23 protein-coding genes are annotated in these 25,278 nt (G+C 64.9%); 8 read left to right on the plus strand and 15 right to left on the minus strand.

Features of this window, described 5'->3' with window-relative positions; translation table 11 throughout:
* From AC5ZGW_RS35300 to coxB, 8 genes are all read right to left on the minus strand, one after another.
* The gene (locus tag AC5ZGW_RS35300) at positions 1–768 is read right to left on the minus strand and encodes an SURF1 family protein (protein WP_130227291.1); all 768 of its coding nucleotides are present in this window, start codon (positions 766–768) and stop codon (positions 1–3) included.
* Positions 765–1,154, minus strand: a complete 390-nt coding sequence (locus AC5ZGW_RS35305) for a DUF983 domain-containing protein (RefSeq protein WP_130227290.1) — start codon at positions 1,152–1,154, stop codon at positions 765–767. The genes AC5ZGW_RS35300 and AC5ZGW_RS35305 overlap by 4 nt, the downstream gene beginning before the upstream one ends.
* 74 nt (positions 1,155–1,228) lie before the next feature.
* Positions 1,229–2,125 (minus strand): cytochrome c oxidase subunit 3, encoded by an 897-nt coding sequence (locus AC5ZGW_RS35310; protein WP_028167934.1) that lies wholly within the window; start codon positions 2,123–2,125, stop codon positions 1,229–1,231.
* A gap of 49 nt (positions 2,126–2,174) precedes the next feature.
* Positions 2,175–2,816, minus strand: a complete 642-nt coding sequence (locus AC5ZGW_RS35315) for a cytochrome c oxidase assembly protein (RefSeq protein ID WP_130227289.1) — start codon at positions 2,814–2,816, stop codon at positions 2,175–2,177.
* Positions 2,817–2,828: 12 nt separating this feature from the next.
* On the minus strand, positions 2,829–2,993 hold the full coding sequence (locus AC5ZGW_RS35320) for a cytochrome c oxidase system small membrane protein (RefSeq protein WP_028167936.1): 165 nt from the start codon (positions 2,991–2,993) through the stop codon (positions 2,829–2,831).
* Positions 2,994–3,011: 18 nt separating this feature from the next.
* The gene (locus AC5ZGW_RS35325; protein WP_130227288.1) at positions 3,012–3,947 is read right to left on the minus strand and encodes a heme o synthase; all 936 of its coding nucleotides are present in this window, start codon (positions 3,945–3,947) and stop codon (positions 3,012–3,014) included.
* A gap of 68 nt (positions 3,948–4,015) precedes the next feature.
* Complete coding sequence (gene ctaD / locus AC5ZGW_RS35330) at positions 4,016–5,626, minus strand: cytochrome c oxidase subunit I (protein ID WP_028167938.1); 1,611 nt, start codon at positions 5,624–5,626, stop codon at positions 4,016–4,018.
* Between the two features lie 90 nt (positions 5,627–5,716).
* Positions 5,717–6,556 (minus strand): cytochrome c oxidase subunit II, encoded by an 840-nt coding sequence (gene coxB / locus AC5ZGW_RS35335; RefSeq protein ID WP_130227287.1) that lies wholly within the window; start codon positions 6,554–6,556, stop codon positions 5,717–5,719.
* Positions 6,557–7,055: 499 nt separating this feature from the next.
* On the opposite strand from coxB, the gene AC5ZGW_RS35340 reads away from it, so the two are divergent.
* From AC5ZGW_RS35340 to AC5ZGW_RS35360, 5 genes are all read left to right on the plus strand, one after another.
* Positions 7,056–7,592, plus strand: coding sequence for an invasion associated locus B family protein (locus tag AC5ZGW_RS35340; RefSeq protein ID WP_028167940.1), 537 nt, complete (start codon positions 7,056–7,058; stop codon positions 7,590–7,592).
* A 103-nt stretch (positions 7,593–7,695) separates the two neighbouring features.
* Positions 7,696–9,120, plus strand: a complete 1,425-nt coding sequence (gene tldD / locus AC5ZGW_RS35345) for a metalloprotease TldD (protein ID WP_130227286.1) — start codon at positions 7,696–7,698, stop codon at positions 9,118–9,120.
* Positions 9,120–9,890, plus strand: a complete 771-nt coding sequence (gene lepB / locus AC5ZGW_RS35350) for a signal peptidase I (RefSeq protein ID WP_130227285.1) — start codon at positions 9,120–9,122, stop codon at positions 9,888–9,890. Before tldD ends, lepB begins: the two co-directional genes overlap by 1 nt.
* A gap of 146 nt (positions 9,891–10,036) precedes the next feature.
* Positions 10,037–10,378, plus strand: a complete 342-nt coding sequence (locus AC5ZGW_RS35355) for an MmcQ/YjbR family DNA-binding protein (protein WP_130227284.1) — start codon at positions 10,037–10,039, stop codon at positions 10,376–10,378.
* A gap of 103 nt (positions 10,379–10,481) precedes the next feature.
* Positions 10,482–11,051 (plus strand): nucleotidyltransferase family protein, encoded by a 570-nt coding sequence (locus tag AC5ZGW_RS35360; protein WP_130227283.1) that lies wholly within the window; start codon positions 10,482–10,484, stop codon positions 11,049–11,051.
* A 6-nt stretch (positions 11,052–11,057) separates the two neighbouring features.
* On the opposite strand, the gene AC5ZGW_RS35365 is transcribed toward AC5ZGW_RS35360, so the two are convergent.
* The 3 genes from AC5ZGW_RS35365 to AC5ZGW_RS35375 all read right to left on the minus strand — a co-directional run bounded on the left by AC5ZGW_RS35365 (position 11,058) and on the right by AC5ZGW_RS35375 (position 13,752).
* Positions 11,058–11,612, minus strand: coding sequence for a PAN domain-containing protein (locus AC5ZGW_RS35365; RefSeq protein ID WP_165435316.1), 555 nt, complete (start codon positions 11,610–11,612; stop codon positions 11,058–11,060).
* Between the two features lie 184 nt (positions 11,613–11,796).
* Positions 11,797–13,167: a glutamate--cysteine ligase gene (locus tag AC5ZGW_RS35370; RefSeq protein WP_028167945.1), complete on the minus strand. Its 1,371-nt coding sequence runs from the start codon at positions 13,165–13,167 to the stop codon at positions 11,797–11,799.
* A 96-nt stretch (positions 13,168–13,263) separates the two neighbouring features.
* On the minus strand, positions 13,264–13,752 hold the full coding sequence (locus AC5ZGW_RS35375; protein WP_028167946.1) for a MarR family winged helix-turn-helix transcriptional regulator: 489 nt from the start codon (positions 13,750–13,752) through the stop codon (positions 13,264–13,266).
* A gap of 145 nt (positions 13,753–13,897) precedes the next feature.
* Here AC5ZGW_RS35375 and gstA point away from each other — a divergent pair, with 145 nt between their 5' ends.
* Positions 13,898–14,509, plus strand: a complete 612-nt coding sequence (gene gstA / locus AC5ZGW_RS35380) for a glutathione transferase GstA (RefSeq protein ID WP_130227282.1) — start codon at positions 13,898–13,900, stop codon at positions 14,507–14,509.
* A 137-nt stretch (positions 14,510–14,646) separates the two neighbouring features.
* On the opposite strand, the gene AC5ZGW_RS35385 is transcribed toward gstA, so the two are convergent.
* From AC5ZGW_RS35385 to AC5ZGW_RS35400, 4 genes are all read right to left on the minus strand, one after another.
* On the minus strand, positions 14,647–16,872 hold the full coding sequence (locus tag AC5ZGW_RS35385; RefSeq protein ID WP_130227281.1) for a 3-hydroxyacyl-CoA dehydrogenase NAD-binding domain-containing protein: 2,226 nt from the start codon (positions 16,870–16,872) through the stop codon (positions 14,647–14,649).
* A gap of 161 nt (positions 16,873–17,033) precedes the next feature.
* Complete coding sequence (locus AC5ZGW_RS35390) at positions 17,034–18,242, minus strand: acetyl-CoA C-acetyltransferase (RefSeq protein WP_028167949.1); 1,209 nt, start codon at positions 18,240–18,242, stop codon at positions 17,034–17,036.
* Between the two features lie 74 nt (positions 18,243–18,316).
* Positions 18,317–20,107, minus strand: a complete 1,791-nt coding sequence (locus AC5ZGW_RS35395; RefSeq protein ID WP_474419376.1) for an acyl-CoA dehydrogenase C-terminal domain-containing protein — start codon at positions 20,105–20,107, stop codon at positions 18,317–18,319.
* Between the two features lie 126 nt (positions 20,108–20,233).
* Entirely contained in the window at positions 20,234–20,659 is a 426-nt protein-coding gene (locus AC5ZGW_RS35400; RefSeq protein WP_130227280.1) for a nuclear transport factor 2 family protein, read from the minus strand.
* Positions 20,660–20,809: 150 nt separating this feature from the next.
* Here AC5ZGW_RS35400 and AC5ZGW_RS35405 point away from each other — a divergent pair, with 150 nt between their 5' ends.
* Together AC5ZGW_RS35405 and AC5ZGW_RS35410 are read left to right on the plus strand one after the other, a co-directional pair.
* A complete protein-coding gene (locus AC5ZGW_RS35405) occupies positions 20,810–21,397 on the plus strand; it encodes a PadR family transcriptional regulator (RefSeq protein WP_130227279.1) in 588 nt (195 codons plus the stop codon).
* 234 nt (positions 21,398–21,631) lie between these two features.
* On the plus strand, positions 21,632–25,048 hold the full coding sequence (locus AC5ZGW_RS35410; RefSeq protein ID WP_496114033.1) for a hypothetical protein: 3,417 nt from the start codon (positions 21,632–21,634) through the stop codon (positions 25,046–25,048).
* The last annotated feature ends 230 nt before the right edge of the window (positions 25,049–25,278 follow it).

Raw genomic sequence — 25,278 nt, forward strand, 5'->3', positions numbered from 1 at the left:
CTACGCGCGACGTTGGCCGCGAAACCACAATGCGAAGACGATCAACACCGCCACGGCGAGCGTGAACCAGGTGATGGCGTATTGCATGTGGTCGTCCTTGAGATTGACCTTCAGCGGTCCCGGCTTGGGAATGCCGCTGTCGGGCACGGGCGACTCGAGATCGATGTAGAAGGGCGCGACGGCCTTGCCGCCCTCGCCCCAGCCGAGCGCGCTCGCCATCGCGAGATGATTGCGGACGAACCATAGGCGTTTTGCTGGATTTTCCTTCGGTGTCAGCGAGCCGGCCCCCTCGGGAAAGCGGAGATAGCCGCTCAGCTTGACCGGTTCGCCCGTGATCAGCGGCGCGACCGCGCGATCCTGTTGGGCACGATCCTGCATCGTGTTCTGCACAAAGCCGGCATTGATCACGGCGATCTCGCCGTCAGGCAGGCGCGCCGGCAGAAACGCCCAGGTGCCGGGACCGGAAATGTCGTCACGGACCGCGGAGCCAGAACTGAATACCATCGCATCCGGCAGCTTCGCATAGGTTGCAGTGAAAGTGACGCGGCGGAATTCGTCGCTCACTGGACGTAGCGCGGCCCATTGCGAAGGCTGCGGCAGCGCTTCGGGCGCCGCCGCCAGGCGCTCGTTGAGGGCCGCGATCAGCGCATGCTTCTCGACCCGGCGCTGCAACTGCCAGATCCCGAGGCCCGTGAACACCACCACCAGGATCAACGTGAAAATGCCGAAGCCAGCGGCGCCGCGCCGTTGCGTGGATGCTGCGGTCATTTCTGCTCGCGCTTGATCAGCCGGCCCTCCGCCGCCTTGTGGTGGAACTGGAGTGCGATCAAAAGCGATTTCATCGAACGCAGCGGCAGCAACGTGACGACGACGATGAGCGGCAGCCAGAGCACCGCATGCACCCAGAACGGCGGCTGGTACTTGACCTCCACAATCAGCGCACAGGCAACGACGATCGCGCCGGCCAGCATGATGATGAAGATCGCCGGCCCATCGCCGGAATCGATGAAGGCATAATCCAGCCCGCAACTCTCGCAGCGCGGAGCCAGCGTGAGGAAGCCCGCATAGAGCTTGCCCTTGCCGCAGCGCGGACAGCGGCAGGCGATGCCGCGGAGCGCGCTCTCGGTGACCGTCGGGGGAGTGTCGGCTGGCATCAAGTCGTTCGATCTTTACTCGCGAAAGCAAAAGGGCGGCCATCTGGCCGCCCCTTGTAGCACGTCACGGCGGGTTAGTGCGCGGCGTGCGCCATGGTTTCGGCGCCGCGGCCCCACACGTAGATGCAAATGAACAGGAACAGCCAGACCACGTCGACGAAGTGCCAGTACCAGGCGGCGAACTCGAAGCCGAGGTGCTGCTTCGGCGTGAAGTGGCCAGCATAGGCGCGGAACAGGCAGACCAGGAGGAAGATGGTGCCGATAATCACGTGGGCGCCATGGAAGCCGGTCGCCATGAAGAACACGGAGCCGTAGACATTGCCGCCGAACGAGAACGTCGCATGGGCGTATTCATAGGCCTGCACGCAGGTGAAGGCCGCGCCGAGCAGCACGGTGAGGATCAGGCCGTATTTGAGGCCCTGGCGATCGTTTTCCAAGAGCGCATGGTGGGCCCAGGTCACCGTGGTGCCGGAGGTGAGCAGCAAGAGCGTGTTGAGCAGCGGCAGGTGCCAGGGATCGAAGGTCTCGATGCCATGCGGCGGCCAGGTGCCCGGCACGGCGCAGGCGCCGGCGGCGGTGCCGGCGCCGCAACCGAAGATCGCGTCGCGGGCGGCATGGACCGGATCGGCCGGGAACAGCGCGGCGTTGAAGAACGCCCAGAACCAGGCGACGAAGAACATCACCTCGGAGGCGATGAACAGGATCATGCCGTAGCGGTGATGGAGCTGCACCACACGGGTGTGGTCGCCCTTGTACTGGGCCTCGCGGATCACATCGCCCCACCAGCTCGCCATGGTGTAGAGCACGCCGATCACGCCGATGCCGAACACGATCGGCGCGCCCGTGAACATGTGATGCATCCAGCCGATGGCGCCGAAGCACATGATGAAGGCCGAGATCGAGCCGACCACCGGCCAGGGGCTCGGATCGACGAGATGGTAATCGTGATGCTTGACGTGCGCCTCAGCCATTGCAGTCTCTCCGTTCGCGTGCCGTCAGGCACGTATTCGTCTCAGAAATTCAAAGATTGCCCTTGCGCTTGTCCGACTCGCCGGAGGCCACTGGCTTCGGGACCGGATCGCGCACGGAATAGAAAGTGTAGGACAGGGTGATCGATTTCAGGCTGTCGTTCTCGCGGTCGGCAACCAGCGCCGGATCGACATAGAACACGACAGGCATCTCCCGCTTCTCGCCCGGCGCCAGGGTCTGCTCGGTGAAGCAGAAGCAGTTGATCTTCTGGAAGTAGGCCCCGACCGTCAGCGGCGCGACATTGTAAGCCGCCTGGGCCGTCGTCGCCCGCGCCGACTGGTTGGTCACCGTGTAGAAGACGGTGACGACCTCACCGATCCTGACTTCGATCTCGTTCTGCTCGGGCTCGAACTTCCAGGGCAGGCCCGGCGCGACATTGGCATCGAAGCGAACCTCGATCTTGCGGGCGAGCGGACCCTCCGCCGGCGCAGAGGTCGCAACCTGGGTGGTGCCGTTGAAGCCGGTGGCGCGGCAGAACCAGTTGTAAAAGGGCACCGCCGCATAGGACGCGCCGACCATCAGCACGACGACGAAGCCGCAGATCGAGGCAACCACCGCGTCACGCGTCAGCGTGCGGCGGGACGCCTTTTGGCTCGTGCCGGACTGCCTGGGCGTGGTCGTCTCTTGCGCCATCTCGATCACATCTCAGATCGGCCGCACCAGGACGGCCGGGCCCTTGACCAGGGTGACCGCGAAGAACAGCACGACCAGGACACCGAGCGCGAGCGCAATGGCGATCGAGCGCTGGCGGCGGCTCCTGAGCTGCGCCTCGGTAAGGACAATTCCTTCTTGCTCGCGTTTGTCATCCATTGCGTGTTCATGCGCTCCTTACCCGACCCATGATGCAACGGTGCGGAAGGCAACCTCGACCAGCAAGGTCGCGAACAGCGCGAACAGATAAAAAATGGAGAAAGCAAACAATTTGCGGCAGGCGCGATTGGCTTCCTTGCCCTCGCGGCGGCGATAGACGTCGACCGCGAGCCAGAGCATGCCCGACCCGAGCAGGAGCGAGGCGACGCCATAGACCGCATCGAAATAGCCGAGCGGCCACGGCGCCACCGCGATCGCGACAAGCACGATCGTGTAGAGCAGGATCTGCAGCCGGGTCGCGTCGGGACCGGCGACCACGGGCAGCATCGGCACGCCGGCGCGGGCGTAGTCGTCGCTGCGGAACAGCGCCAGGGCCCAGAAATGCGGTGGGGTCCAGAAGAAGATGATCAGGAACAACAGCACGGGCTCGATCGACAACGAGCCGGTTGCCGCCGCCCAGGCCACCACCGGCGGCAGCGCGCCAGCGGCACCGCCGATCACGATGTTCTGCGCAGTCCAGCGCTTCAGCCACATCGTGTAGATCACGACATAGAAGAAGATCGTGAAGGCCAGCAGCGCGCCCGCGACCCAGTTGACCAGGATGCCGAGCGTCATCACCGAGAAGAACGCCAGCGTCAGGCCGAAGGCGGTGGCTTCTCCACTTGTGATGCGGCCGCGTGGGATCGGCCGGTTGGCAGTGCGCGTCATCAACGCGTCGATATCGCCTTCATAGGCCATGTTCAGCGCGCCGGAGGCGCCGGCGCCGACCGCGATGCAGAGGATCGAGGTGAAGGCCAGCACCGGATGGACGTGACCAGGCGCGATCATCAGGCCGACCAGCGCGGTGAAGATCACGAGCGACATCACCCGCGGCTTCAGAAGCGCGATGTAGTCGCCGACCTCGGCCTCGGAGATCCGCGGCAACTCGATGGCATTGTGATCGACAACCGACACGATGGTCTCGTTCCCTTAAAATCAAGCAGAGAGCGTGACGCGCCCCTAAGGGCGCGTCACTGTTTCCTTTACTGCACGCGCGGCAGCACTTCGAACTGGTGGAAGGGCGGCGGCGAGGACAGCGTCCATTCCAGCGTGGTGGCGCCGGCGCCCCACGGGTTGGCGGCCGCCTGCTCCTTGCGGACGAAGGCGTCGATCACGCCGTAGATGAAGATCAGCACGCCGAAGCCGGAGATGTAGGAGCCGACCGAGGAGACCAGGTTCCAGCCGGCGAACGCGTCCGGATAGTCGACATAGCGGCGCGGCATGCCCGACAGACCGAGGAAGTGCTGCGGGAAGAACACCAGGTTCACGCCGATGAAGGTGAACCAGAAGTGCAGCTTGCCGATGGTCTCGCTGTACATGTAGCCGAACATCTTCGGGAACCAGTAGTACCAGCCTGCGAAGATGCCGAACACGGCGCCCAGCGACAGCACGTAGTGGAAGTGGGCCACCACGTAGTAGGTGTCCTGCAGCACGCGGTCGACGCCGGCATTCGCCAGCACGACGCCGGTGACACCGCCGACCGTGAACAGGAAGATGAAGCCGATCGCCCAGATCATCGGCACCTTGAACTCGATCGAGCCGCCCCACATCGTGGCGATCCAGGAGAAGATCTTCACGCCAGTCGGCACCGCGATCACCATGGTGGCGGCGACGAAGTAGGCCTGCGTCGCCGACGACATGCCGACCGTGTACATGTGGTGCGCCCACACCACGAAGCCGATGCCGCCGATCGCGACCATCGCGTAGGCCATGCCGAGATAGCCGAACACCGGTTTGCGCGAGAAAGTCGAGACGATCTGGCTGATCATGCCGAAGGCCGGCAGGATCAGGATGTACACTTCAGGATGGCCGAAGAACCAGAACAGGTGCTGGAACAGCACCGGGTCGCCCCCGGCATCGGGCGCGAAGAAGGCGGTGCCGAAGTTACGGTCGGTGAGCAGCATGGTGATGGCGCCGGCGAGCACCGGCAGCGACAGCAAGAGCAGGAACACCGTCACCAGGATCGACCACACGAACAGCGGCATCTTGTGCAGCGTCATGCCTGGTGCGCGCATGTTGAAGATCGTGGTGATGAAGTTGATCGCGCCCAGGATCGAGGAGGCACCGGCGAGGTGCAGCGACAGGATCGCAAAGTCGACCGCCGGCCCCGGATGGCCCGAGGTCGACAGCGGCGCGTACATGGTCCAGCCGGCGCCGACGCCGTTGGCGCCCGGCTCGCCCTCGACGAAGGTCGAGATCAGGAGCAGCGCGAAAGAGGCCGGCAACAGCCAGAACGAGATGTTGTTCATGCGCGGGAACGCCATGTCGGGCGCGCCGATCATCAGCGGCACGAACCAGTTGCCGAACCCGCCGATCATCGCCGGCATGACCATGAAGAAGATCATGATCAGGCCGTGCGAGGTCACGAACACGTTGTAGGTATGGGACTCGTGGAAGATCTGCACGCCCGGATACATCAGCTCGGCGCGGATCGCGATCGACATCGCAGCCCCGATGATGCCCGCAATGACCGCGAAGATAAGGTACATCGTGCCGATGTCCTTATGGTTCGTGGAGTAGAGATAGCGGCGCCATCCGGTCGGATGGCCGTGATCATCATGGGCGTGATCGTGTGTCGCTGCGCCTGTTGCCATGTCCTAGATCCTTAAGCCAATTCCCTTTGGACCTTTGCGGTCCCATCGCCCTTATTCTTCCGATGCGCGCCCGCCCCCGGGCTTGCAGCCTTACCGCGACGCCTGACCAATCGAGGCGTATGAATTCGCCGGGCTGCTGGCAAATTTCTTCTTCGCGGCGTCCACCCAACTCGCGAATTCCTGATCCTCCACGACCCGCACCGCGATCGGCATGAACGCATGATCCTTGCCGCACAGCTCGGAGCACTGGCCGTAATACATGCCGGTCTTGGTGGCCTTGAACCAGGTCTCGTTGAGACGGCCCGGGATCGAGTCGATCTTGATGCCGAAGGCCGGCACCGCAAACGAGTGGATAACGTCCGCGCCGGTGGTCTGGATCCGGATCACCTTGTTGACCGGCACCACCATCTCATTGTCGACGCCGAGCAGCCGCGGCTGCTTGTCCTGGGCAAGCAGCGAGTCGAACTCGAACTTGCCGTTATCCGGGTAGGCGTAGGACCAATACCACTGCTTGCCGGTGACCTTGATGGTCAGGTCCGACTTCGGCACGTCGAGCTGCAGGAACAGGAGGCGGAACGACGGCACCGCAATGCCGACCAGGATCAGCACCGGAACCAGCGTCCAGGCCACCTCGATCAGCGTGTTGTGGGTGGTCCTGGAGGGGACCGGATTCGCGCGCGCGTTGAACTTCATCACCACCATGACGAGCAGCGCCAGCACGAACAGCGTGATCACAGTGATGACCACCAGCAGGAAGTTATGAAACCAGACGATGTTCTCCATCACCGGGGAGGCCGCCTGCTGCAGGGTGACTTCCCAGGGCGCCGGCTGCCCCAATTCGGCGAATGCCGTCCCGCCGGCCGCGAGCGCCATGCCCGCTACCGCACCCCCCAGCAACCGCCGGCCCATCAGGCCCATCGACATCCTCATGCCGCTCGCGCTCCCTATGATTTATCCCCTTAGCACCCCCGCCACACGGCGTGGATGCAGCACGATCCGCCCTCACAAACGGCCTGCCGGACGCACTTTCGGAAAGTACAGGGGCCAGATCGTTAGAACGCGTCGAAATCTAGCCTCTCAAACCATAATTCGCAGGCGCTCGCAATGCAGTAGTAGGGCCTCAGGCCATGCGCGATCGGCTATTCCCGTGATGTGACATTTTCTCGATAAATCAGGCGATAGCGCCACTTCCGCGGGCAACGCCGCTTGACAGGGCGATTGCTGGATGTACCCACAGGCTGGGCGCTCCGCAGGAACCTGATTCGCGCGAAGCGTCCCCACCGCGGCGCGAGATTTGCTTGGGGATCGCCTTCAAGGCGCCGTCATTGCGGTATCAGTCGTTTTGCGTGCCGCCGGCAGCCGGGCAATGCACCCGACCTTGGCCGGGGAAACCAAGCCGGCATGGCCGGCCATCAAAGGATCGACCCGGATGGGCGCTTTGAAACATCACAGCGGACGTAGCTGGAGTGCCGCCAACTGGCTGGGCGGCCTCCTGGCGCTCGTGTTCATGTTAGGCCTGCTGCAAGCGGCCCACGCCCAGGGGGCGGTCCGCTCGGTCCATGGCGATTGGCAGATCCGCTGCGACACCCCGCCGGGCGCCCAGAGCGAGCAATGCGCGCTGATTCAGAGCGTGGTCGCCGAGGACCGTTCCAATGCCGGCCTCACCGTGATCGTGCTGAAGACCGCCGACCAGAAAAGCCGCCTGATGCGCGTGGTCGCGCCGCTCGGCGTCCTGCTTCCCTCCGGGCTCGGGTTGAAGCTCGACAATCAGGACGTCGGCCGCGCCGGTTTCGTCCGCTGCCTGCCCAACGGCTGCGTCGCCGAAGTTGTGATGGACGACAAGCTGCTCGGCCAGCTCAGGGGCGCCAAGACCGCGACGTTCATCATCTTCGAGACCCCCGAAGAGGGCATCGGCTTTCCGCTCAGCTTGAACGGGCTGGCAGAGGGGTATGACAAGTTGCCGTGAGGCGACCTCTCCCGAATTGCTGCAACAGCGCCTATCTTGAACGATGATGTCCCGGCCAAGCCAAACATGAACGGGATGTAATTGCGTTGAATTCGGAGTCGTCATGACCAGTCCCGCCACAACCTCCCTGCTCGACCGCGCCAATCTCGACCGCGATGCCGTGCGCCGCGAGCTCGCGCGCGGGCTCCAGGGGGCGGACGACGGCGAATTGTTCCTGGAATTCGGACAGACCGAGGCCCTGGTGTTCGACAATGGGCGCTTGAAGCAGGCGACTTATGACACCAGCCAGGGGTTCGGCCTGCGCGCGGTGAAGGACGACGCGGTCGGCTACGCGCATTCCTCCGACGTCTCGCTGCCGGCGCTGATTCGCGCCGCCGATGCGGTGCATGCGGTGCGCGGCGGCTATTCCGGCAGCTTCGCCGCGGCGCCCGCGCACACGAATGTGAAGCTTTACGGCGACGAGAACCCGCTGGATGCGCCTGGCTTCGAGGCCAAGGTCAAGCTGCTCGGTGAGATCGACGCCTATATCCGCGACAAGGACCCGCGGGTGCGGCAGGTTTCCGCGAGCCTGACTGCGACCTGGCAGGTGGTGGAAATCGTCCGGCCGGACGGCGAGAGCTATCGCGACATCCGGCCGCTGGTGCGGGTCAACATTTCCGTCGTTGCGGGTCAGGGCGACCGGCAGGAGAGCGGCAGCAAGGGTTATGGCGGCCGCGAAGGTTACGCCCGTTTCATCGAGACCAAAGCCTGGCGCGACGCTGCCGACGGCGCGCTGCGCGAGGCGCTGGTCAACTTGGAATCGGTGCCGGCACCGGCCGGCGAGATGGACGTGGTGCTGGGCGCCGGCTGGCCCGGTGTGATGCTGCATGAAGCCGTCGGCCACGGGCTCGAGGGCGATTTCAACCGCAAGAAGACTTCGGCCTTCGCGGGCCTGATGGGCCAGCAGGTCGCCGCCAAGGGCGTCACCGTGGTCGACGACGGCACCATGGCCTCGCGCCGCGGCTCGCTCTCGATCGACGACGAGGGCACGCCGACCAACCGCACCGTGCTGATCGAGGACGGCGTCCTGGTCGGCTACATGCAGGACCGCCAGAACGCGCGGCTCATGAACATGAAGCCGACCGGCAATGGCCGGCGACAGAGCTATGCCCACGTGCCGATGCCGCGCATGACCAATACCTACATGCTGGCTGGCAACAGCGATCCCGCGGAGATCCTCGCCTCGGTGAAGAACGGCATCTATGCCGCCAATTTCGGCGGCGGTCAGGTCGACATCACCTCGGGCAAATATGTGTTCCAGTGCACCGAGGCCTACAAGATCGAGAACGGCAAGCTGGGAGCGCCGCTGAAGGGCGCGATGCTGATCGGCAACGGCCCGACCGACCTCAACCGCATCACCATGATCGGCAACGATCTCGCGCTCGACACCGGCATCGGCACTTGCGGCAAGAACGGCCAGGGCGTGCCCGTGGGGGTCGGCCAGCCGTCGCTGCGCATGGAGCGGATCACCGTAGGAGGAACCGGCTAGTGAGCAACAACGAAGTGGCGGTCAGCAAGCCGACAAGCTGGCGTTCGCAAGCAGCGCAACTCGCGGCGATCGTCGCTGTCGTGTTCCTCGCCAAGGGCGCGATCGCCGAGCCGTTCTACGTGCCGTCAGGCTCGATGGAGCCGACGCTTCTGATCGGCGATGCGCTGGTCGCGTCGAAATACCCTTACGGTTACGGGACAGCCTCGCTGCCGATCCAGATCACGCTCCCGGAGTCGAGCGGCCGGCTGTTCGGCGAGCCGCCGCAGCGCGGCGACGTCGTGGTGTTCCGCTGGCCCGGCGACCGCTCTCAGGCCTGGGTCAAGCGCGTGGTCGGCCTGCCCGGCGACCGCATCCAGATGCGGCAGGGCCAGCTCTTCATCAACGACCATCCCGCGACGTTGAAGCCCGACGGCATCGGCGAAGCCGAGGACGACCGTGGCCACACCGAAACCGCCTATCGCTATATCGAGACGCTGCCGAACGGCGTCAGCCACGCGATCTTCAAGATGCGCGACAATGGCCGCCTCGACAACACGCCTGAGGTCACCGTGCCGCCGGGAGAACTGTTCGTGCTTGGCGACAACAGGGACAATTCCGCCGACAGCCGTGTCTCCGTGCGCGACGGCGGCGTCGGACTACTGCCGGTCAACAACCTGATCGGCCGCGCCGACGCAGTGGTCGGCTCATGGGACATGGGCATGCGCAGCCAGCCGGTCTGGACCTGGCCGTCAGGCTTTCGGTTCGCGCGGTTCTTTACCTCGGTGCACTAATGCCAGCTCCTCATGGTGAGGAGTGCGTCTTCGCGCGTCTCCGGACGATGCTTCGCATCGCCGGGAGAACCATGAGGCCCGTGGCCCATCCCTCGTGACGCCGCTTCGCGGCTCCTCGGGATAAGGGAGACGATGGGGCTACCCGCATGACCTTCGACGACGTCAGGAAAATCGCGCTGGCGTGGCCGGAGGTCGAGGACGGCACCTCCTACGGCACGCCGGCATTGAAAGTGCGCAAGAAGATGCTCGTGCGCCTGAAGGAAGACGGCGACAGCCTGGTCATGCCTGCCGTGCCGCAGGACGAGCGTGACATGCTCATCGAGAGCCGGCCGAAGATATTCTACTTCACCGATCATTATCGCGACTATCCGATCGTGCTGATCCGACTGTCGAAGGCGAGCCGCAGCATCGTCGAGCCGCTGTTGCGCCGCTACTGGCGCATGCTGGCATCGAAGGCTGCGGTGAAAGCTCACGATGTTAATTCGTAGGGTGGGGCAAAGCGACGCGTGCCCCACCATCCCGAGCAGAGTGCTGGTGGTGGGCACGCGTCGCTTTGCCCACCTTAGGGGACTACTCATCCTACGGAGCCTCATGAATCGAGACGAATTCCTCGCGGCGGCGCTGCGCAATCCCGCCAATGCCGCCATCGCCGATGAGCTGCTGCGGCTGGCACTGCCCGACGCGTGGCTCGTGGCGGGGTGCCTGGCGCAGACGGTCTGGAACGTCAGGACGCATCGTGCGGTCGATTACGGCATCAGCGACTACGACATTTTCTATTTCGATTGCGATACATCCTGGCAAGCCGAGGACCGGATCATCAAACGCGTGCATGATGCGGTTCGGCACCTCGGCGTCGCCGTCGAAGTGCGCAACCAGGCGCGCGTCCATCTCTGGTATCCCGAAAAGCACGGCCTGCCCTACCCGCCATTGACACGCTCGACCGATGGCATCGACCGGTTTCTTACCAAGAACACCCAGATCGGAATCCGCCGCACGGCGGAAGGCTATGAGGTCTATGCGCCCCACGGATTCGATGACGTCGCCAACATGATCGTGCGGCCGAACCCGGGAGCGAATTTTTCGGCGGCGAATTACGAGAAGAAGGCGGCGAGGTGGAAGGCGCTGTGGCCGGAGATCAGGGTACTGCCGGCGGACCACTGACAAGAATTACCGCACCACGCCCGAGGTGAATCCGGCCTTGCGTCGCGGCGGCTTGATGTCCTTTTTCAGGAAGCAGTGCGGCTCGCGGCCGGCATAGCCGGGGCGCGCAAAGGTCCAGGCGCGACACTTGTTGTCGGCGGCGCAGGCGGCCTTGCAGATATCGTCGCCCTCGCCTGCTTTCAGGTCGAAGCTCTTGTAGTCGCCGCCGAAACGATCGATCGAGGTCTCGACCGTGCCGTTGCGCGGCTCGACGACGCCGGCGCCGCGCACGCCGGCGACGCAGCAATTATTCTGCGCGCGCTGCGGCACGCTGTTCTTGAGCCAGCACACCGCGCCGGTGGTGATGTCGGTCGGATAGTTGAAGCTCCAGGCCCGGCAGCGGCGATCGCGCTCGCACAACAGCGCGCAATCGGCCGGGTCGCCCGAGGCAACGGGCGAACTGAGGTAATCTCCGCCGGGGCGATCGAAGTTGACCTGCGCCTGCGCCGGCCGCGACGTCGCTACGGCCGCCAACAAGGCGAACGTCACCACACTCGCCCAGAAGAGGCGGCCAATTCTCATATCCAACGCTTTCGACTGTCCCCCGCGCTCACCGCGGGTGGTCATTTGAGCGCCGCCAACCTGTACGCTGGATGAACGGCTCAAAAATGCGGCAAGCTGGCACACCAGTTGCTGTGACGGCCGGCCTGCGTGTGGCGTGAGCGCCACGCAGGCAAAGAACATGCATCAAAACAAGCGGATAGGGTTAGAACGCGCATTCATCATAGGCCGGCTCGACGGAGCCGTTCCAGGCGCCGTTGAACTTGTCCAGCAGCTCTTCCGCCGGCGTCCGGCCACAATCGATGATCCGCTCCAGCGGCTCGAGATAGCGGCTCTCGTCGCGGCCGATCTGGTCGATGCGGTTACGCCGCCGCAAACCGGCATGTGACAGTTTGAGACACTCTTTAGCGATCTCGAACAGATAGCGGTCCTTGATCCGCGCCTTGAAGCCGAAGCGCGGCACGTCGTCGCGCAGCGCCTGCCGCTCCCGCGCGGTCCAGTTCCGCACCAGATCCCAGGCCGCATCCAGCGTGTCGTTGTCATAGAGCAGCCCGACCCAGAATGCCGGCAATGCCGGCAGCCGGCCCCATGGCGCGCCATCGGCGCCGCGCATTTCCAGATAGCGCTTGAGCCGCACCTCCGGAAAGATCGTCGAGAGATGATTGGCCCAGTCCGACAGGGTTGGACGCTCGCCGGGCAATGCAGGATTCTTGCCCTCGAAGAAATCGCGGAACGAGGTGCCGGAGACGTCAAGATAGTCGTCGCCGCGCTTGACGAAATACATCGGCACGTCGAGGGCATAATCGACCCAGCGCTCGAACCCCATGCCGTCCTCGAACGCCCATGGCAGCATGCCCGAGCGCGCATTGTCGGTGTCGCGCCAGATCTCGGACCGGAACGACAGGAAGCCGTTCGGCTTGCCTTCCGTGAACGGCGAGTTGGCGAACAGCGCGGTCGCGATCGGCTGCAAGGCAAGCGATACGCGCAGCTTCTTCACCATGTCCGCTTCAGAGGAGAAGTCGAGATTGGTCTGCACCGTGCAGGTGCGGTACATCATGTCGATGCCGTATTTGCCGACCTTCGGCATGTAGCCGGTCATGATCTTGTAGCGGCCCTTGGGCATCACCGGGATCTCTGCCCGAGACCAGGACGGCGTCATGCCGAGGCCGAGAAAGCCGATACCGAGCGGCGTTGCGATCTCGCGCACCTGCGCCAGATGCGCCATCAATTCGCTCTGGGTCTGATGCACGGTCTCGACCGGCGCGCCGGACAATTCGAACTGGCCGCCCGGCTCGAGCGAGATCGCGCCTCCCCCGGTGACGTCGTAGAGACCGATGATGTTGCCGTTCTCCACGATCGGCTCCCAGCCGAGCAGGAGCTTCATGCCGTCGAGCAAGGCGCCGATGCCGCGCGCCCCTTCATACGGCACGGGCTGATGGCCCTGCAGCGTGAACGGCGTCTTCTCATGCTCGGTCCCGATCCGGAAATCGGCAGGATCCTTCACGCCCGCCTCGATCCACGCGACCAGTTCGTCGCGCGATTGGAGTGGCGTCATATCGATCTGGTCACGCGCCATACGAATTCCGATACTGAAGCGCTTCGATCGAATGCGCGCGGTGGCAGGGGCATCCACGAACCAGGCGGCCCGCGGATGCTGGTGGCAACAATGATATCATCGGGCAGTCACGCCGTCTCTTATCGCAGGCGACTTGGCGTCGCTGCAGGAACATCCCAGCCGGTCCAGAAGCGCGCAGAGCTTGACCGCGTCGACGTCAGACAGTTTCGACCCGACATGCTTCTCGATCGCCGCCGAATAGGCGCCCCACATCCGCTTCTGCAATTCACGTCCCGCCTCGGTAATCTCGACGAATTGGCCGCGCTTGTCGACCTTGCATTCGCGCCTCGCCGCCAGCCCCTCGTCCACCAGGCGATCGATCAGCCGCGACGTCGAATATTGCGGCAGCAGCATCTGCCGCTCCAATTCCACCGGCCGCAACTCTCCCGACGGCGCGCGCGACAACTCGAGCAGGGCATCGTACCAGGCGAGCGGCGGAAAGCCGGCCTTCTTCAGGTCCTGCTCGACGGCGTCGAGCACCCGGCTCTGCACCCGCATCAGGCGGATCCAGGCGGCGGTCGCCTCGGTCGATGGTTTGCGTTTCATGGCCTAGTCCGTCATCGTCGGTACAAAGTCTACCGTACTGAATGCACCTGCATCAATCTTGACTGTTCATGCAGGTGCATTTAGTCGGTCCGACGCCCAAGGCCAACAACAAAAAGGCCTACAAGAATTCGAGAGGAGATCTCCGATGAAATTATACTATTCGCCCGGCGCCTGCTCGCTTTCGCCCCATATCGCGCTCCTGGAAGCCGGCCTGCCCTACGAGCTGGTCAAGGTCGATGTGCGCGCCAAGAAGCTGGAAAATGGCGACGATTTCCTGAAAGTGAACCCCAAGGGCCAGGTGCCGGCACTGGCGCTCGATTCCGGCGAACTGGTCACCGAGGGGCCCGTGATCGTGCAGATCATCGCCGACCGTGCCGCGGCCAAGAACCTGGCGCCGGCCCATGGCAGCGCCGAGCGCTACAAGCTGCTCGAGTGGCTCAATTTCATTACCACCGAGCTGCACAAGAATTTCAGCCCGCTGTTCGCGCCGGTCCTGTCCGACGACACCAAGGCGTTCTTCAAGGACCGCCTGATGGGCAAGTTGAAATATATCGACGGCCAGCTTGCCGGGCGCGACTACCTCCTCGGCAGCCAGTTCACCGTCGCCGACGGCTATCTGTTCACGATGCTGGCCTGGGCCGACCGGATGAAGTTCGACCTGTCGGGCCTGCCCAACCTCACCGCCTACAAGGCCCGCATCGCCGCCCGGCCCAAGGTGCAGGAAGCGCTCACCAAGGAAGGGCTGCTGAAGGCGTAAGCTGTCGTCCCGGCGAAAGCCGGGACCCATAACCCCAGGGCGTCATTGTTGCGCTTGATGGGCCCCCAGCCTGCTCAACAACGCAGTCCGGTGGTTATGGGTCCCGGGTCGCGCTTCCGCTTGCCCGGGACGACGAGTCACTCCGCAGCCTGCGCCACCGGCTTCTTCGGCGGGAAGCGGCCGTAGAAGGTCTCGCCCTTGGCCGCCATCTCGACCAGGAGCTTCGGCGGGGCGAAACGGGAGCCGTATTTGGCCTCGAATTTGTGGCAGAGCTCGACGAATTTCTTCGTCCCCATGAAGTCGATATAGGACAGCGTGCCGCCGGTGAACGGCGCGAAGCCGAAGCCCAGGATCGAGCCGACATCGGCTTCGCGCACGTCGGTGATGACGTGATCCTCCACCGTGCGCGCGGCTTCCACCGCCTGCACCACCAGGAAGCGCTGCTTCAATTCCTCGACATCGAGCGTATCCGGATCGAGGTGCTTCGGCTGCAGGCCGGCGAGGCCCGGCCACAGGCTCTTCTGGCCCTTGCCCTTCTCCGGATAGTCATAGAAGCCCTTGGCGTTCTTGCGGCCGAAGCGGCCCTGCTTCTCGACCATTTCAACCATCAGCTTCTTGTGGTCCTGATTGACGGCGTTGGGGCCGAGATCGGCTTCGGTCGCCTTCATGATCTTCAGGCCGAGATCGAGCGCGACTTCGTCCGACAGCGACAGCGGCCCGACCGGCATGCCGGCCATCTTGGCGGTGTTCTCGATCATCGCCGGCGGCACGCCTTCGAGGAACATCTCGTTGCCTTCCGCGATGTAGCGCATCACGCAGCGGTTGGCGAAGAAACCGCGGGAGTCATTGACCACGATCGGCGTCTTGCCGATGGCGCGGACATAGTCCAGCGCGGTGGCGAGCGCGACGTCGCCGGTGTTCTTGCCGAGGATGATTTCGACCAGCATCATCTTCTCGACCGGCGAGAAGAAGTGGATGCCGATGAACTTGCCCTGGTCCTTGAATTCCTCGGCCAGCGAATTGATCGGCAGCGTCGAGGTGTTGGACGCGAAGATCGCGTCGCCCTTCAAGAGCGGCTGCGCCTTGGCATAGGTGTCCGCCTTGACCTTGCGGTCCTCGAACACCGCCTCGATGACGAGCTCGCAGTCCTTCAAAACGTTGTAGTCGGCGGTCGCTGTGATGCGCGACAGCAGCGCATCGCGCTCGGCCTCCTTCGCCCGGCCCTTGGCGACGAGACCGTCGATCACGCTCTTGGCGTGCGCCTTGCCCTTGTCGGCGCTCTCCTGATCGCGATCAACAAGCACTACGTCGATGCCGGCCTTGGCTGAGACGTAGCCGACGCTGGCGCCCATGAAGCCGGCGCCGATCACGGCGAGCTTCTTCACCTTGGTCGGCGGCACGCCGGCGGGGCGGCGGGCGCCCTTGTTCAGTTCCTGCATCGACAGGAACAGCGAGCGGATCATTGCCGCCGCTTCCTTGGAGCGCAGCACTTGCGTGAAGTAGCGGGACTCGACGCGCAGCGCGGCGTCGATCGGCAACTGCAGGCCTTCGTAGACGCAGCTCATGATGGCGCGCGCCGCCGGATAATTGTCGTAGGTCTCGCGGCGGTAGATCGCATTGCCCGCCGGGAACATCTGCATGCCCATCTTCGAGAAGACAGGGCCGCCGGGCAGCTTGAAGCCCTTCTCGTCCCACGGCGCGACCGCCTTGCCGCCGCCCTTGATCCAGTCCTTGGCGGCCTTGATCAGGTCGGCAGGCGGCACGATCGCGTGGATCAGGTTGAGCTGCTTGGCCCTTGCGAGGTTGATCGCCTCACCCTTCAACAGGAGCTGCATCGCATCCTGCGGCGCCACGATGCGCGGCACGCGCTGGGTGCCGCCGGCGCCCGGGAACAGGCCGACCTTGATCTCGGGCAGGCCGAGCCGGGTCTTCGGATTTTCCGCGGCGACGCGATAGTGGCAGGACAGCGTGATCTCGAAGCCACCGCCGAGCGCGAGCCCGTTGATCGCCGCGACCCACGGCTTGCCCGAGGTCTCGATCGAGCGGAACACCTGCGAGAAACGGCGGCTCTGCTCGAACAGCACCTGGTTGGCCGCGACCTCGCCCTTCTCCTGCAACAGCTGCGCATAGGTCCGGCTCATGCCCTCGAGCATCGACAGGTCCGCGCCGGCGCAGAATGCGTCCTTGCTGGATGTAATGACGACGCCCTTGATCGCGGCATCGGCCGTGGTCTGCTTGACGATCTCCTCGAGCTCGAGGACCGAGGTCTCGTCCAGCACGTTCATCGAACGTCCCGGAATATCCCAGGTGACGAGCGCGATGCCGTCGGCGTCGGTTTCGAATTTGAAATTCTTGAAGGCCATGTGGTGCTCCCTCGATGCCGGCTGCCGGTAAGGCGCTGGCAGTTGTCCTAATGCTCGGATCGTAGGGTGGGCAAAGGCGCACTTGCGCCGTGCCCACCATCACTTGCTGAGAATTCGATGGTGGGCACGCTTCGCTTTGCCCACCCTACAACGATGTCGCCTTAAACCCGCTCGATGATCGTCGCGGTGCCCATGCCACCGCCGATGCAAAGCGTCACCAGCGCGGTCGACTTGTCGGTGCGCTCGAGCTCGTCGAGCACGGTGCCCAAAATCATTGCGCCGGTCGCGCCAAGCGGATGGCCGAGCGCGATCGCGCCGCCATTGACGTTGATCTTGGCGTTGTCGATGTCGAACGCCTGGATGTAGCGCAGCACCACCGAGGCGAAGGCTTCGTTGAGCTCGAACAGGTCGATGTCCGACTTCTTCATGCCGGAGCGGGCGAACAGCTTTTCGGTGACGTCGACCGGCCCGGTCAGCATCATCGCGGGCTCCGAGCCGATATTGGCGAAGGCCCGGATCTTGGCCCGCGGCTTCCGGCCGAGCTTCGCGCCCGCTTCCTTGCTGCCGAGCAGCACCGCGCCGGCGCCGTCGACAATCCCCGAGGAATTGCCGGCGTGGTGCACATAATTGACCTTCTCGATCTCCGGATGCGACTGCACCGCCACCGCATCGAAACCCGCCATCGCGGCCATGGCCGCGAAGGACGGTTGGAGCTGCGCCAGCGACTGCATCGTCGTCGTGGGCCGCATATGCTCGTCCTTGGCGAGGATGGTGAGGCCGTTGACGTCCTTCACCGGCACGACCGATTTGTCGAACCGGCCTTCGTCCCAGGACTTCGCCGCGCGCTGCTGGCTCTGCACCGCGTAGGCATCGACGTCGTCACGGGAGAAGCCGTATTTGGTCGCAATCAGGTCGGCCGAGATGCCCTGCGGCATGAAATAGGCCGGCACCGCCATCGAGGGGTCCATCGGCCAGGCGCCGCCGGACGCGCCGATGCCGACACGGCTCATGGATTCCGCGCCGCCGCCGATCACGAGCTCATGCTGCCCGCTCATGATCTGGGCCGCGGCAAAGTTCACAGCATCAAGGCCCGAAGCGCAGAAGCGGCTGATCTGCACACCCGGCACCTTCTCGCCGAGGCCGGACTTCAGCGCCGCGAAGCGGGCCATGTCGGAGCCGGCCTCGCCGACGGGATCGACGATGCCGAGCACGACGTCGTCGACGACGTCCTCGGCAATGTTGTTGCGCTCCTTCAGCGCCTGCAGCGGCACGGTGGCGAGCGCCAGCGCGGTGACTTCGTGCAGCGCGCCGTCGGGCTTGCCGCGGCCGCGCGGGGTGCGAACGTGATCGTAGATATATGCCTCAGGCATGACGCCCTCCTTAGATGAGGATCATAATATATAGCCGAACCGGCCGAAGCCGCGAGCCAGCTGCCGAAGATTCTTCAGAATGCTTCGGCCGCCAATTCCATCGTGGTACCGCTGCCGCTCTGGATGCGCGCGAGATGCACGGCCGTCTCCGGCAACAGCTTCTCCATGAAGAAGCGGCCGGTCACGAGCTTGGTCGAGAGGTAAGACGTTGCGCCGCCGGCGGCGATCTTGTCCTGCGTCACCTTCGCCATCCGCGCCCACATGTAGCCGAGCGCAACCAGGCCGAACAATTTCATGTAGTCGGTCGCAGCAGCGCCGGCATTGTCGGGCTTGGTCATCGCATTCTGCATCAGCCAGCCGGTCGCCTGCTGCAGATGGCCGAGCGCGGCCGAAAGTGGGGTCACGAACGGCTTCATGGCTTCGTCCGCGCCGTGCTCCTTGGCGTAAGCGCCGACTTCGCCGAAGAACGCCATCACCGCGCGGCCGCCGTCACGCGGCAGCTTGCGGCCGACCAGATCGAGCGCCTGGATGCCATTGGCGCCCTCATAGATCATGGCGATGCGGGCATCGCGCACGAACTGCTCCATGCCCTGCTCGGCGATGTAGCCGTGGCCGCCATACATCTGCTGCGCCAGCACGGTGTTGGCGAAGCCGGTGTCGGTGAGCACGCCTTTGAGGACCGGCGTCATCAGGCCCATATGGTCGTCGGCTTCCTGGCGGTCCTTGGGATCGTTGGAGCGATGGGCGACGTCGCTCTTCAGCGCGGTCCAGATCACCATGGCGCGCGCCGCCTCGTTGAAGGCGCGGATGGTCAGCAGCGTGCGGCGGACATCAGGATGCACGATGATCGAGTCGGCCGGCTTCTCCGGCTCCTTCGCGCCGGTCAGCGAGCGGCCCTGCAGGCGCTCGCGCGCATAAGCCACCGCGTTCTGGTAAGCGACCTCGGACTGCGCGAGCCCCTGCACGGCGACGCCGAGCCGGGCCTCGTTCATCATCACGAACATGCCCTGCATGCCCTTGTTCTCCTGGCCGATCAGCCAGCCGGTGGCATTGTCGTAATTCATCACGCAGGTGGAATTGCCGTGAATGCCCATCTTGTGCTCGATCGAGCCGCAGGTGACGCCGTTGCGTGCCCCGAGCGAGCCGTCCGGATTGACCAGGACTTTCGGCACCACGAACAGCGAGACGCCCTTGATGCCGGCCGGCGCGCCGTCGATGCGCGCGAGCACGAGGTGGATGATGTTCTCAGTGAGATCGTGCTCGCCGGCGGAGATGAAGATCTTGGTGCCCGTGATCTTGAAGCTGCCATCGGCCTGGCGCACGGCCTTGGTGCGCAACAGCCCGAGGTCGGTGCCGCAATGCGGCTCGGTGAGGTTCATGGTGCCGGTCCATTCGCCCGCCACCATCTTCGGAACATAGGTCTTCTTCTGCTCGTCCGTGCCGTGCACCAACAGCGCTGCGGTCGCGCCCATGGTGAGGCCGCCATACATGGAGAACGCCATGTTGGCGGAGATCTGGAATTCGTTGACCGCCTGGCTCAGCGTCACCGGCAGGCCCTGCCCGCCATATTCCGTCGGCGCCGAGAGTCCGAGCCAGCCGCCTTCGGCCACCTGCTTGTAGGCTTCCTTGAAACCTTTCGGCGTCGTCACCGAGCCGTCGTCATGGCGCTTGCAGCCTTCGAGGTCGCCGACGCGGTTGAGCGGCTGCAACACTTCTTCGGAAAGCTTCGCCGCCTCGCCCAGGATCGCTTCGCGCACGTCGGCCGATGCATCGGTGAAACCTGGCAGGTTATCGTAGCGGTCGATCTGGAAGACATCGTTGAGCAGGAAACTCACATCTTCGACTGGGGCTTTGTAGATCGGCATAGTGTGCTCCGGCAGGCAGTTTTTGAAGTTGGCGCCGCAGGCAAAACCCTCGCGACGCTGCGACCACTAAAGGTTCCCGAAACAGACCTTAGACCTTTCGGCGTTCCGGGAAAGCGAATATCGGGATCAGGATGGCGACTTAGGCTGCGACTTGGCGGCGCTGGCCTCGCCGGCCTGCCGCATCAACTCTTCTCCCATCAGCCGGTGCAGCAGGTTGATCGCCTTCAGCGGGCGCACCATCACCTTGAAATGCGTGATCCGTCCTTCTGCATCGAACGTGATGATGTCGACGCCGTTGATCTGAATGCCCTCGATCTCATTCTCGAATTCGAGCACCGCGCCATTATCGCTGCGCCATTCGCCGCGATAGGTGAAGCCAGGGCCACCCAGCACCTTTTCCGCGCTCGACAGATATTTGAAGGTGATGTCGCGTCCGCGCTGCGGCGTGTGTACGACGGGGCTTTCGAATACGGCGTCGGGGTGAAGCAGATCCCAGAGCGCTGCGCGATCGTGGGATTTCATGTAGGCGTACCATTTGTCGAGGCCGGTCATTGTCAAAGACGTCTCCTCTTGGCGGAACGTGCAATGGCCCGATCTTGGCGAGCCCGTAAAGTCCTGGCCGTCGATATGCACATTGACGCATATGCGCCTATGTGCATAAAGTCAAGGATGGTCGAGGAGGTAGAAAAGGAGTGGCGACCAGTGGCGCTGGGTGACGCGATCCTCGCATGCCTGACCGAACGTCCGATGACGGGCTACGAGCTCGCCAAGACGTTCGATGCTTCCATCGGCTTCTTCTGGAAGGCGGACCACCAGCAGATCTATCGCGAGCTTTCCAAGCTGCGCGACCGCGGCCATGTCCAGGCCCGCGAAGTCGTCCAATCGGGCAAGCCCAACAAGCTCGTCTACACGCTAACGCCTGAAGGCAAGGCTGCGCTGCGGCACTGGGCCGCGCGGCCGAGCGTCCCGGCATCGATCAAGGACGATCTCCTGGTGCGGCTCTACGCGCTCGACAGCGTCGATATCGAACCGCTGCGCACCGACCTGATGGCGCGATTGGAACACCACCGCGACCGCTACGAGCGCTATGAGCGCCTGCTCAACAAGCGGTTCCCGCAAGGCGTGGCCTCGCCGGCCGATATGGGCAAGCTGCTCGGGCTTCGTATCGGCCTTCGCCATGAGCAGGTCGTGGCGGAGTGGTGCGAGGAGGCCATCGATGCCCTCTCCGCCCTGGCCAATCGGACGACCGTTCAGCCGCTCAAAGCGGGCCAAGGCGACGACAAGGCGTAAGGCCGAACCGCCTCCTTCGTCGTCCCGGGACGACGGGCATCGCGACGCGAGTTCCGCGCAGAGGTAACTTTAGAGCCCCGCAGCGCCGTTCCTTAACCCGTTCTTTACCCTAACGCGAAAAAGTCGACGGCTAAGGCAGACGCCTCGCGCGGAATTCGATTGTCTGGTCAATCGGGACGTACGGGGAGGCTGCAGGCGTGGGTGTGGACGCCTTAGTCGGGACCGGACGGAATCATGAATTCGCGCGTATCGTGGAGTGTTGACGGCATTGATCCATCCGTCCGCGAGAGAGCCGAGGCCGCGGCTCGCCGGGCCGGCATGTCGCTGAACGACTGGCTCAATTCCACCGTGGGCGAGCCGGCGCCGCCGGATCTCCGCAATGACCAGGCGCGGCCCGCGATGCCGAGCCAGGCAAGCCGGGACGTCGCCGACATTCATCAGCGGTTGGATGCGATCACCCAGCAGATCGATCGAATCGCGCGGCCCGCGCCGCGCAATGATGCCCCGCGCAACGACGCTGCGCGCGGCCAGTCCAACGTCGCGCGCCAGCTCAACGACGCGATCTCGCGGCTCGATGCTCGGCTGTCGCAGATCTCAAACCCCGCCGCGGCGCGCCAGCCCCAGATGGCTGCGGCGCAGCAGCCCCCGATGCCGGAGCGGCAGCGCCAGGCGGAAGCCGTCGAGCGTGCCGCCGCAAAGGTCTACCGTCCTTCGCCGCCGCTAAGTCCCGCCTCCTTCGATTCCGCAATCGCGGAGATCACCGCGCGCCAGAACGAACTCGATGGTCCGCCGCCGCGGCAGATGCCGCCGCGCCACGCTCAGCCAGCGGGTGCAGCTCAGCCGACGGGCCCAAGCGTTCCGCCAATGGCCGCGCATGCTCCTCCGGTTGCACCGGCACCTGCCGCGCCGGCACCGGCCGGCCCGGACTTCTCCTCGCTGGAGCGTTATCTGATCAAGATCACGAGCCAGATCGAGGCACTGCAACGGCCCGATCATATCGAGCAATCGATCGCCGCGTTCCGGAGCGAGCTTGCGGAAATCCGCGCCGCGCTCACCGAGGCGATGCCGCGCCGCGCGATCGAATCGCTCGAAGGCGAGATCCGCTTGCTGTCGCGGCGCATCGACGACAACCGGCAGAACGGTGCCGACGGCCAGGCGCTCTCCGGCATCGAGCGTGCGCTGTCCGAGATCCGCGAGGTGCTGCGCTCGCTTACGCCCGCCGAGCAGCTCGCGGGCTATGACGAGGCGATCCGCAATCTCGGCGCCAAGCTCGATCTGATCCTGCGCGCCAACGACGATCCCTCGACGGTGCATCAGCTCGAGAGCGCAATCGCCGCGCTCCGCGCGATCGTCTCCAACATCGCCTCCAACGACGCACTGGCGCGGCTCGCCGAGGATGTGCAGACGCTGTCGGCCAAGGTCGACGAGCTCGCGCGCGCCGGCAATCACGGCGATGCCTTTGCGGTCCTCGAACAGCGGATCGCCGCCCTGGCCGCGACCCTGGAAAGCCGCGAACGCCCGGCACCGACCGAACACTCGCAACATCTCGAAGACGCCCTGCGTGCGCTGTCGGAGCGCATCGACCGCATGCAGGTCGGCAATGACAGCGCCTCGGCATTCGCCCATCTCGAACAGCGTGTCTCCTACCTGCTCGAGCGCCTCGAAGCCTCTCCCAATCCTCAGTCCGGCAATTTTGGCCGCATCGAAGAAGGGCTGCAGGACATCCTGCGCCATCTCGAACGCCAGCACGCCAATTTGGTGTCACTGGCCGAGGCGAGCCGCAACGCAGGCGCACCGGCGCCGCAGCCGCTCGACCCTGGCCTCGTCGACATGGTCAAGCGCGAATTGTCCGATATCCGCTACAGCCAGTCGGAAACCGACCGCCGCACCCAGGATTCGCTCGAGACGGTGCACAATACCCTCGGCCACGTGGTCGATCGCCTTGCGCTGATCGAGAACGATCTGCGCGACGTTCGCTCCGCGCCGGCCCCGTCAGCGGCGCCGGCCGAGCCGCCACGCGCCTCGATGCCGCAGCCAATGGCGCCGCAGCCCGAATTGCCGAATCCGGCGATGCAGCAGCGCTTCACGGCGCAGGAGCACTTCGCCGCGGCGCCGCGCGACTTCCATGCGGCTACTCCGCCGGAGGCTGTACCCGTTCCGCCGCCGTTGCCGCCGCGCGCCATCAGCGAGATCTTGGAGCCACACGCCGCGGTTCGCACCGCGCTCGAGCCGGACCTGCCGCCGGATCATCCGCTCGAGCCGGGCACGCGCCCGACCGGACGGGTGTCGACGCCCACCGAGCGGATCGCCGCGTCGGAGAGCGCGATCAGCGAGATTTCGACAGACAAGAAGGAGCCGGTCTCTACGTCGAGCTTCATTGCCGCCGCACGCCGCGCCGCCCAGGCCGCGGCCGCCCAGGCTGCCAATGAGAAGGGCGGGCGCGGTGGGGCCAAGGCCGCAGCCAAGGCCAAGCCGGTCGACAAGGCTCAGGGCAAATCCGAGGGCAAGGAGCCCTCGACCATCACGTCAAAGATCCGCTCGCTGCTGGTCGGCGCGAGTGTGGTGGTCATCGTGCTCGGCGCCTTCAAGGTGGCGATGATCCTGCTCGACAGCGGCGCCTCGTCGCAGATGCCGATGGAGAGGTCGAGCGACGCTCCCGCCTTCGCGCTGCCGCCGGCCGACAGTGCGGCCGTCGCACCCGCGCCAGCGCCGGCACCCGCGGCGCCCCTGATGACCTCGCCGACCCCGCTCGGCCGGCAATCCAACAACAGCACCGCGCCGAACATGCTCGACGGCTCGCAGGTGACGATCCCGCCGGCGCCGGTGCCTTCGCCATCGCCCGTTGCGAACAACGACATCACCGGCTCGATCCGCGTGCCGTCCGCCGCGCCGATCGGCGGCAGGCTCGCGATGGTGCAGGTGCCACCGAGCGAGCGGCTGCCTGACGGCATCGGCGGCCCGGTGCTGCGCGCCGCGGCGCTGAGGGGCGATCCGGCCGCCGCCTACGAGGTTGGCGTGCGCTTCGCCGAAGGCAAGGGCGTTCCGATCAACTATGACGAGGCCGCAAAGTGGTACGAGCGCGCCGCGCAGGCCGGCGTGATCCCCGCGGTCTTCCGGCTCGGAACCTTCTATGAGAAGGGACTCAGCGTGAAGAAGGATATCGACACCGCGCGGCGTTACTACGTGCAGGCCGCCGAGCGCGGCAACGCCAAGGCGATGCACAACCTCGCGGTGCTCGATGCCGATGGCGGCGGCAAGGGCGCCGACTACAAGGGCGCGGCACAGTGGTTCCGCAAGGCCGCCGATCGCGGTGTCGCCGACAGCCAGTTCAATCTCGGCATCCTTTATGCACGCGGCATCGGCGTCGAGCAGAACCTGGCCGAGTCCTTCAAATGGTTCAGCCTGGCCGCAGCCCAGGGCGACGCCGACGCCAGCCGCAAACGCGACGATGTTGCCAAGCGCCTCGACGCGCAATCGCTCGCAGCGGCCAAGCTCGCGATCCAGACCTTCACCGCCGAGCCGCAGCCCGACGACGCCGTCAACGCAGCGACCCCGCCCGGCGGCTGGGACGCGGCGACGGTGCCGCCCAATGCGGCCAAGCCCGCGGCCCGGGCAGCGTCGCCGAAGCGCACCGCCTCGATCGCGCATTAAAATTATGACAGATGCACGACGCCGCGGTGCTGCGTCGCCATATGTATCTCAGCGCTGAAGCTGTGTAGAAAGGCCGCGCCCCCGCGGGGGTAGCTGCCAGCGCCGAGAGAACCAGTTTGTCAGCCCAAGACCACGAAGGTCGCTACCGAAGCTCGCCGACCGGGCCCCGCGTAGCACCACCACGCCAGTCGGTCGATCAGCCCAAAGCGCGGCCGCCTCAGCGGCCCGCC

This window comes from Bradyrhizobium sp. Crot121 (genome assembly GCF_059512385.1).

Excerpts from the sequence above, each read along its gene's own strand:
- AC5ZGW_RS35390 (WP_028167949.1), bottom strand. The coding sequence starts at position 18,242 with ATGCCTGAGGCATATATCTACGATCACGTTCGCACCCCGCGCGGCCGC.
- AC5ZGW_RS35305 (WP_130227290.1), bottom strand. The coding sequence starts at position 1,154 with ATGCCAGCCGACACTCCCCCGACGGTCACCGAGAGCGCGCTCCGCGGC.
- AC5ZGW_RS35395 (WP_474419376.1), bottom strand. The coding sequence starts at position 20,107 with ATGCCGATCTACAAAGCCCCAGTCGAAGATGTGAGTTTCCTGCTCAAC.
- AC5ZGW_RS35360 (WP_130227283.1), top strand. The coding sequence starts at position 10,482 with ATGAATCGAGACGAATTCCTCGCGGCGGCGCTGCGCAATCCCGCCAAT.
- AC5ZGW_RS35340 (WP_028167940.1), top strand. The coding sequence starts at position 7,056 with ATGGGCGCTTTGAAACATCACAGCGGACGTAGCTGGAGTGCCGCCAAC.
- AC5ZGW_RS35355 (WP_130227284.1), top strand. The coding sequence starts at position 10,037 with ATGACCTTCGACGACGTCAGGAAAATCGCGCTGGCGTGGCCGGAGGTC.
- AC5ZGW_RS35410 (WP_496114033.1), top strand. The coding sequence starts at position 21,632 with ATGAATTCGCGCGTATCGTGGAGTGTTGACGGCATTGATCCATCCGTC.
- coxB (WP_130227287.1), bottom strand. The coding sequence starts at position 6,556 with ATGAGGATGTCGATGGGCCTGATGGGCCGGCGGTTGCTGGGGGGTGCG.
- AC5ZGW_RS35320 (WP_028167936.1), bottom strand. The coding sequence starts at position 2,993 with ATGGATGACAAACGCGAGCAAGAAGGAATTGTCCTTACCGAGGCGCAG.
- AC5ZGW_RS35375 (WP_028167946.1), bottom strand. The coding sequence starts at position 13,752 with ATGAAACGCAAACCATCGACCGAGGCGACCGCCGCCTGGATCCGCCTG.
- AC5ZGW_RS35300 (WP_130227291.1), bottom strand. The coding sequence starts at position 768 with ATGACCGCAGCATCCACGCAACGGCGCGGCGCCGCTGGCTTCGGCATT.
- AC5ZGW_RS35400 (WP_130227280.1), bottom strand. The coding sequence starts at position 20,659 with ATGACCGGCCTCGACAAATGGTACGCCTACATGAAATCCCACGATCGC.
- AC5ZGW_RS35310 (WP_028167934.1), bottom strand. The coding sequence starts at position 2,125 with ATGGCTGAGGCGCACGTCAAGCATCACGATTACCATCTCGTCGATCCG.
- AC5ZGW_RS35385 (WP_130227281.1), bottom strand. The coding sequence starts at position 16,872 with ATGGCCTTCAAGAATTTCAAATTCGAAACCGACGCCGACGGCATCGCG.
- ctaD (WP_028167938.1), bottom strand. The coding sequence starts at position 5,626 with ATGGCAACAGGCGCAGCGACACACGATCACGCCCATGATGATCACGGC.
- AC5ZGW_RS35370 (WP_028167945.1), bottom strand. The coding sequence starts at position 13,167 with ATGGCGCGTGACCAGATCGATATGACGCCACTCCAATCGCGCGACGAA.
- AC5ZGW_RS35315 (WP_130227289.1), bottom strand. The coding sequence starts at position 2,816 with ATGGCGCAAGAGACGACCACGCCCAGGCAGTCCGGCACGAGCCAAAAG.
- tldD (WP_130227286.1), top strand. The coding sequence starts at position 7,696 with ATGACCAGTCCCGCCACAACCTCCCTGCTCGACCGCGCCAATCTCGAC.
- AC5ZGW_RS35365 (WP_165435316.1), bottom strand. The coding sequence starts at position 11,612 with ATGAGAATTGGCCGCCTCTTCTGGGCGAGTGTGGTGACGTTCGCCTTG.
- gstA (WP_130227282.1), top strand. The coding sequence starts at position 13,898 with ATGAAATTATACTATTCGCCCGGCGCCTGCTCGCTTTCGCCCCATATC.